The sequence below is a fragment of the Gordonia sp. NPDC003585 genome (genome assembly GCF_040610755.1).
GTDB lineage: Bacteria > Actinomycetota > Actinomycetes > Mycobacteriales > Mycobacteriaceae > Gordonia.
Window position 1 is genome coordinate 1 of the sequence record NZ_JBEXMX010000131.1, and the last position, 7,738, is coordinate 7,738.

The following is a 7,738-nucleotide window of genomic DNA, read 5'->3' on the forward strand; positions in this document are numbered from 1 at the left end:
GCGAGCTGGTCGCAAAGGTGTTCGATGTGGGGCATGCGTCCAGAATACTCGAACATGTATGCGAGTCAAGGACTATTTTCGCAGGTCAGAGACCCCCACACTACTGTTACTGGTGGTGCGAAGAGAGCGTGTAATCGAGTACAGGAGTCACAGCAACACCATGCGTTTCAGGCCCTGCGACAGCACGGGCTCTCGGCCTTGCGCTCCTTCGCCCCCGAACCGATCGGCACCGTTATCTCGCATTCGCCCTGCACGTCGTCGCATCCGGGAGCAGAATCGATACACCCTGGCCAGGAGGCACTGATGACGCAAGCACAGTCAACGACGAGTCTGCTGTTCCGCCGCAAGCCGGTCGAGGGGAAGGACGCTCCCGGCGGTGGCGCCGGCGAACCTCACCTCAAACGCAGCATCGGGACTTTTCAGCTGACGCTGTTCGGCGTGGGCGCGACGGTCGGCACCGGTATCTTCATCGTCGTCCCGGAGGCCATCAGCAAAGCCGGCCCCGCAGTTCTCCTCGCATTCGTCATCGCCGGCGCGGCGGCCGGTCTCGCTGCGATCTGTTACGCCGAAATGGCGTCCGCCGTGCCTGTTTCCGGATCGAGCTATTCCTACGCGTATGCGACGCTGGGCGAGATCGTGGCTGTCGGCATCGGTGCATGCCTCATGCTCGAGTACGGAGTGTCGGCGGCCGCCACGTCGATCGGTTGGGGCCAGTATCTCAACGAGTTGATCGGCAACTTGTTCGGTTGGACGATCCCGCACCAGCTGAACGCGGCGCCATGGGGCGTCGACGATCCCGGCTGGATCAACCTGCCCGCCGTGATCCTCGTCTTCCTGTGCGGCGCTCTCCTCATCCGCGGTGCCAGCGAGTCGGCCCTGGTCAATACCGTCATGGTGCTCATCAAGCTGGGCGTGCTCCTGCTCTTCGCGGCAGTCTGCCTGACCGCTTTCACCTCCAGCCATTTCTCGCCGTTCATGCCCGAAGGCATGTCCGGGGTGACGTCGGCCGCCGCGGTCATCTTCTTCACCTTCATCGGACTCGATGCCGTGTCCACCGCGGGCGATGAGGTGAAGGACCCACAGCGAGCGATGCCGCGCGCGATCATCGGCGCCCTGATCGTCGTCATCAGTATTTATCTGCTGACCGCGATCGCCTCGATCGGTGCTCAGGCATGGACGGAGTTCAACCCCGACGACGAGGCCAGCCTCTCGGTACTGGCGAACAATGTCACCGGTTCGACGTGGGTCGGGAATCTGATCGCCGCCGGCGCGGTCATCTCGATCTTCTCGGTCACCCTGGTCGTGATCTACGGGCAGACGCGCATCCTGTTCGCGATGGGCCGCGACGGTCTGCTGCCGAAGTCGTTCTCGAAGGTCAGTCCTAAAACGATGGTGCCGGTGAACAATACGGTCGTCGTGTGCGTGATCATCGCAATCCTGGCCGGCTTTGTGCCGATCGACAAGCTGTGGGATCTCGTCTCGGTCGGCACCCTCGCCGCCTTCATCGTCGTCTCGGTCGGCGTGATCATCCTTCGTCGCACGATGCCGAATCTGCCGCGCCCCTTCCGTGTGCCCGGCTACCCGGTGACCCCAGTCCTGTCGGTCGCCGCGTGCATCTGGATTCTCAGCGGGCTCGCACCGATCACGTTCCTGTTCTTCGGCCTCTGGGTGGGTGCGGCGCTGATCTTCTACCTCCTGTGGGGACGTCGGCACAGCAAGCTGAACAACCCACCTGAGGAACCGGTCTCCACGGACAAGTCGCTGTCATGACGGTTCTCGTCGGTTACGTCCAAGGTGAAGGCGGAACGGGCGGTGTGCAATTGGGCGCGATGCTCGCCGAGTCCGCGGGCACCGACCTCGTCGTCGCGACGGTGGTACCGAAGCCGTGGACCACACCGTCGATGGCAAAGGTCGACGCCGAGTACGCGTCGTGGACCGACGAGATCGTTACCAAGGCCGAGCAGGAGATCGCCGACTACATGACGATCTACCCTCCCGATCTGGATTGGCGTTTCGTGCGCCTGGATCACCGGACCGCGGCGTCTGCGCTTTCGGCACATGCGGTGGAGATCGGCGCACGGGTACTCGTCATCAGCTCGGCCAACGGAGGGCAACTCGGGCAGATCGTGACGGGCTCCACCGCGGACTGGCTTCTGCATCGTTCGCCGACGCCCGTCGCACTGAGCCCGCGAGGCTACCGTTCGCCGAAAGATGGCAAGCTCACCCGGATCACGGTCGCGTACGCGGGAACCGACGACGACGGGATCATCTCGCGGGCACGTGACGTCGCGGGGCTGATGGCAAAACCGATGCGCGTGGTCACCTTCGCGGTGCGCGGTGGCGCCATGTATCCGCCTCTGGTGGGTATCCGTACCGAGAACCAGGTGCTCGATCAATGGATCGAGCAGTCGACGGCGGCGCAGCAGAAACTCGCGGCCGACGGCGTCATCGAAAGCGGAACGCCCACCGAGGTGGCCTCCGGTACCGGATGGCGTGAGGCGGTGGATTCGATCGAGTGGATCGAGGGCGAGGTGTTGTTCGTCGGCAGCAGTCACGAAGGTCTGCTGTCCCAGGTGTTCGTCGGATCGAGGGCACACAAGCTGATTCGGCACTCACCCGTGCCGGTGGTTGTCCTACCGCGCTGATCACCAACCGTCGCGGTGGATGACGTCGTCCGGCTCCACACGGCTGACGGGACCGAACCGACCCACCGGCCAGCCGACGGGGATGACCGCAAAGGTCTTGACCCGCCGGGGAATTCCCAAGATCTTCTTGAACTCGGACTCGAACATCAGATGCCAGGTGGTCAGAGTTGCACCGAGACCCAACTCCCGTGCTGCCAGCAACAGGTTTTCGACACCCGGGTAGACGCTCGCGGCCTCCGACATCTCCCCCGTGCGTCGAACGTGGCGCATGGTGTCGAGTATTCGTCTTCCACCGAGACACTTTGTGGCCGAGATGATTTCACGAAGATTGGCCCGGGCAGCGTCGTAGAGCGGTCCGCTGTCGTAGCAGAACACAATGAGCGCGGGTGTCTCGTGGAAGTGCTCCTGCTGATACCGCAGCGCCGCTCTCAGCTTCCGCATCTTCTCTGCGGTCGAGTTCGGTGGAACCGAGTCGCCGGTCATCTGCATGTAGAAGTCGGCGATGACGTTCCACAGCTTCGCGATCTCGGCCATCTTGGCGCGATCGGTGACCACGACGTACTGGTAGCCCTGGATGTTGCTGCCACTGGGCGCCCACGTCGCAGCCCGGATCAGTTGTGTCAGAACTCTTCGGGCACCGGATCGGGTTTGAGCCTCCGCATGGCGCGCATCGTCGACATGGTGTCGAACATCGGCGAGTTCGTCATCGACCCTCCAGCCGGCAGCAGCGTACACGCGGTGTCACGAAGACCAGTCAGCGTGCGGTTGCGCACGCCCATTGTCAACGACGCTTAGTGGCCCTGTCCATGAATTCGTCGGGGGTCTTCGGCGTTAGATCAACGGGCAACCAGGGGTCAGTTGGTCCGCTCGCCCCGGATTCGGCTGGTGTAGGCGGCGCGCACTTGTTGATCAGGGTTCATGAAGATCGAGTCGAGCTTGGTGAGCTTGCGCGACAACCGTTTCATTCCCTGTGGGAACAGCGCACCGGACTCGGCCCACATCATCGCCCGTGGCGCGTACACCCGCACTCGCGGCTTGGCGATGGTCGACACCACGATCTGCGCCACCTCCTCCGGGCCGACGGTCTGCACCAGCGCGTTGGTCTTGAGGCCGGAGATCAGGGCCGTGCGAGTGAAGGTCGGCAGGATCGAACTCACCTGGACGCCTTCGGGTTCCAACTCTGCATTGAGCGCCTCGGAGAATTCGATGACCGCGGCCTTGGCGCCGTTGTAGATGGTGAGACCCGGGGTCGGGATGCGGCCGGCGGTCGACGCGATGTTGACGATGTGCCCACCCCCGCGAGTCACCATGCGCCGGGCCATCAACTGGCTGCCGAGGATCACCCCGATGACGTCGATGTCGAAGGTGCGGCGAATGATGGTGTCGTCGTAGGACAGGAACGGTCCGACCGGCATGATGCCCGCATTGTTGACGAGCACGTCGATCGGACCGAGTCGCGCCTCGACCTCGTCCAGGAACGCGTCGAAGGAGGCGCGGTTCGTGACGTCCACCTCCACACCCTCGATACCGAGATCGGCCGCAGCCTTGCCGACCGCCTCGTCATCGATGTCACCGATGGCCACCTTCGCGCCGGCCTGGAAAAGCTGCGTGGCCGTTTCGAATCCGATGCCCCGAGCACCACCGGTGACCACCACGACCTTGTTCTCGAGCGCGGCCCGCAGTGCGTCGTGGTCGGGTTTGCCGGACAGCTTGTCACGCAGACTCATTGGATGTATCCCCCTGGGGTGGAATCGAATTGATGTGCGGTTTGGTTCACCAGATCATCGGTGCAAGGAACTTCTCGGCGAACCCGCGAACGTAGGCGGGTTGTTGACGCTCCTCGTCGGACGCGGGTGTTTCGAGGAAAGAGATCACCAGCCGGACATGGAGTTCGACCGCCTGCAGCAGATCGTCCTGGGGCATGGTGGCGCCTTCGTCGCGCATCGTGGCGGCGACACGCTTGGTGACCATGTCGATGAACAGCGACGTCATCGACGCGGTGATGCCCTTCATCTCGAGATCCGTCAGCACGATGCGGTGCAGCAGTGGATCTTCGGAGATCATCGTCGCACCGATGGCGAAGGCCTCCACGATCGCACCCTTGGGCCCCAATCCATGCGTGGCTTCCTCGAGTCGCGTCATCCCACGCTCGTACGCGTCGTTGGCGACGGCGAGCAACAGCGCCTCTTTGTTGGGGAACCGCCGATACAGTGTGCTTCGGCTGACCCCGGCCCGCGCCGCGACCTCGTCGACGTTTGCCCGCCGCACGCCGACCGAGGTGAACTCCTCGGCAGCGGCGGCCAGGATCGCGGCCTCCTGGGCCTCGGGACTCTCGGTGTTGCGTACCTTTCGGGACCCGGCGGGTCGTACCCCGGGCCGTACCGCGTTGCTGCTCACCACGTCACCGGCGCCGTAGGTTCACCGGCAGCTTGTCCTTGGGCACCGGGAGCGAGCTGTAGTCCATCGGAATCTGGTAGTCGGCGGGCACCGACCATTCGTAGCCGCGCAACAGGTGATGCAGGATCGTCTTGATTTCCATCTGGCCAAAATACAGGCCGATGCATTTGTGAACGCCACCACCGAACGGAGTCCACGCCATTCGATGGCCCTTGTCCTCGGCGCGTTCCTTGCTGAAGCGCTCGGGGTCGAACATGTCCGGATTCGTGTAGAACTCCGGGTCGCGATGATTGGTCAGCTGAGAAACCGTGACGATCGTGCCCTTCGGCACGAAGAAGCCTTGCACGGAGGTGTCCTTGATCGCCATGCGCGGTTGCGCCGGAACCGGCGGGCACATCCGCAGAGATTCTTTGAGGATGAGATCGAGTGCTCCCATCCGGCTCAGGTCGTCGTAGCCGAGTTCGGGGTTGAGCTCCAGCGATTCGGCGCGGGCCCGCTCCTGCCATTCCGGCGACTTGGCCATCCGGTAGGCCATCTGGGTCATGGTGATGGTCGACGTGTCGTGCGCGGCCATGAGGACGAAGATCATGTGGTTGACCACGTCCTCGTCGGTGAATCGGTGTCCCTCTTCGCTTTCCGCGTGGCAGAGCACGGAGAACAGGTCCGGTGTCTCCTTGGCGCGTTTGGCGTCGATGTTGGCGTAGAAGAACTCCTCGAGAACCTTGCGGCCCCGCAAGCCCTTCCACCAGCGGCCCCCGGGTACCGGCTTGCGCACATACGCGACACCCGCGCGCACGGTGTCGATGAAGGCCTTGTTGAGCTTGTCGGCCTCGTCCTTCGGGAGTTCGAGGCCGAGGAACACCTCGAGCGCCACATCGAGTGTGAGTTCCTTGAACTCGTCGAACAGCTTGACGTCGCCGGTGGGCATCGCAGCGACTCGCTCGGCGATGATCGGCTGCATCTCCTGCATGTACCCCTTGAGCACGCTCGGGGTGAATGCCTGCTGAAGGATGTGCCGGTGATGCCGATGCTCGTCGAAGTCGAGCAGCATGATGCCGCGGTTGAAGAACGGTCCGATGAAGTAACTCCACGCGGGCCCGTTGGCGAACGCGCGATCCTTGTTCATCAGGATCTCGTTGGCCGCCCGCGGCCCGCCGGTCACCACGAGCTTGAGCCCGAGCGCGTTCATTCCCGAGATGTTGCCGAACTGGGCCTGACGCTTGTCGCCGTACTTGAAGGGGTCACGGCGCATCTCGATCATCTCGAGGATGCCGGGCCGATTCGAGTACGGTACCGGACGCAGGTCGCTACCTGTCGACACAGATGCAGACTCGGTTGTCGTCATGGCTGTCTCCCTCCAAAGCCGGCGAGCGCGACCGCTACGGGCGCTCGATGTGACCCACGTCGCACACCCTAGCGCATGTTGGAACAGATTGGCCAATATGTCTCTTCCTACTGGTTGGTGGCACCTACCACCCGCGGGCCGGGATCGATCGTCGGCGATCGTGGACGCGGGAAGAGCCCGGCCTCGTCGCAGAAACCGCACTTGTCGCCAGAAACCTCAGGTGCGGCCAGAAACCGCTGGTGCGGCTCGGGTTTCTGACCAGACACGCGGTTTCTGAAATCGCGACACGCCGACGACGCGCCTCGGAGGTCGGCGAAGCCGCCGTCGCGGCCAACCATCACCGAGGTCCCAGTCGAGCACAGAAAGCGCCCTTCGCCACCCAAGAAACTAGGGGAAGAAAACTCCTCCCCTACTCTTGGAGTCCTCCCCTTCAAATTTCTAGGGGACGACTGTGAACCCCGGGGAAGAAACTCTTCCCCTAGATTTTGCGGGCTGGGCGTATCCACATCTCCGCAGGTCATCGCGGTGGTCACGGGACTCTTCGGATCAGCGTCCCTCCGTCGGCGTTGCCGACGATCGTGGAGGCAGGAAGAGCGCGGCCGCGTCGCGGAAACCGCACTTGTCGCCAGAAACCGCAGGTGTGGCCACAAACCGCTGGTGCGCCTCGGGTTTCTGACCAGACACGCGGTTTCTGACATCGCGACACGCCGAACGAGTGCCCGTCCCTGCGCGGTCCTCGGAACCGGGAACATCGTCGTCGAGCGAGAATCGCGATCCGCCGCCACAAAAGTCGGGGAAGAAACTCTTCCCCGACCCTTGGTGTCGTCCCCCAGAAGTTTCTCGCGGACGACTACGAACCCCGAGGAAGAAGTTCTTCCCCTAGATTTTGCGGGCACGACGTCGGAGCATTTGCCCAGGTCAGCGAGGCGGTCACTCAACTCTTCGGATCAGTGCATGACAGCGTTCAAGACGCTCGTGCCACCACTGCCGCCGGTCCGGCGGGGCGAGCAGGTGGTCGAGCGGACCGATGTCCGACGGCCCGAACCAGCGCGGCTCGATTCTCCCGTCGACCGGCAGGAACGACGGCGCCACGTCCGCGTCGAACAACGATCCGGTCGCCAGTCCGCAATCCAGCACCAGACTGGGCAGGGCTGCCGCAGCCGCCACCCCCGCGGCCATTCCGACCGCGGAGTCGAGGGCACTGGACACGACCACCGGCAGTCCGATGGCGTCTGCGACGGCCAGAGTCGCCCGCATGCCGCCGAGCGGGGCGACCTTGACCACCGCGACGTCGGCCGCATCGGCGGCGACGACGCGCATCGGGTCGCTCGCCTTGCGGATCGACTCGTCG

Annotated in this window: 7 protein-coding genes; 2 read left to right on the top strand and 5 right to left on the bottom strand. The window is 63.8% G+C overall.

Annotated elements, in window-relative coordinates; all coding sequences use genetic code 11:
* Window positions 1–303 precede the first annotated feature (303 nt).
* Window positions 304–1,770: an amino acid permease gene (locus ABZW74_RS23150; RefSeq protein WP_355279697.1), complete on the top strand. Its 1,467-nt coding sequence runs from the start codon at window positions 304–306 to the stop codon at window positions 1,768–1,770.
* Window positions 1,767–2,645 carry a universal stress protein gene (locus ABZW74_RS23155; protein WP_240862814.1) on the top strand — a complete coding sequence of 293 codons (879 nt, stop codon included), beginning with the start codon at window positions 1,767–1,769 and terminating at the stop codon, window positions 2,643–2,645. Before ABZW74_RS23150 ends, ABZW74_RS23155 begins: the two co-directional genes overlap by 4 nt.
* Here ABZW74_RS23155 and ABZW74_RS23160 read toward each other — a convergent pair whose 3' ends face one another.
* The 5 genes from ABZW74_RS23160 to ABZW74_RS23180 form a co-directional block, all read right to left on the bottom strand.
* Window positions 2,646–3,380: a nitroreductase family protein gene (locus ABZW74_RS23160; protein WP_355279699.1), complete on the bottom strand. Its 735-nt coding sequence runs from the start codon at window positions 3,378–3,380 to the stop codon at window positions 2,646–2,648.
* A 119-nt stretch (window positions 3,381–3,499) separates the two neighbouring features.
* Window positions 3,500–4,372, bottom strand: a complete 873-nt coding sequence (locus tag ABZW74_RS23165; RefSeq protein WP_240862820.1) for an SDR family oxidoreductase — start codon at window positions 4,370–4,372, stop codon at window positions 3,500–3,502.
* Window positions 4,373–4,418: 46 nt separating this feature from the next.
* Window positions 4,419–5,042: a helix-turn-helix domain-containing protein gene (locus ABZW74_RS23170; protein ID WP_355279703.1), complete on the bottom strand. Its 624-nt coding sequence runs from the start codon at window positions 5,040–5,042 to the stop codon at window positions 4,419–4,421.
* A gap of 4 nt (window positions 5,043–5,046) precedes the next feature.
* Window positions 5,047–6,387 carry a cytochrome P450 gene (locus tag ABZW74_RS23175; protein ID WP_355279705.1) on the bottom strand — a complete coding sequence of 447 codons (1,341 nt, stop codon included), beginning with the start codon at window positions 6,385–6,387 and terminating at the stop codon, window positions 5,047–5,049.
* A 930-nt stretch (window positions 6,388–7,317) separates the two neighbouring features.
* The coding region (locus ABZW74_RS23180; protein WP_355279708.1) for an enolase C-terminal domain-like protein at window positions 7,318–7,738 on the bottom strand (421 nt) is incomplete at its 5' end.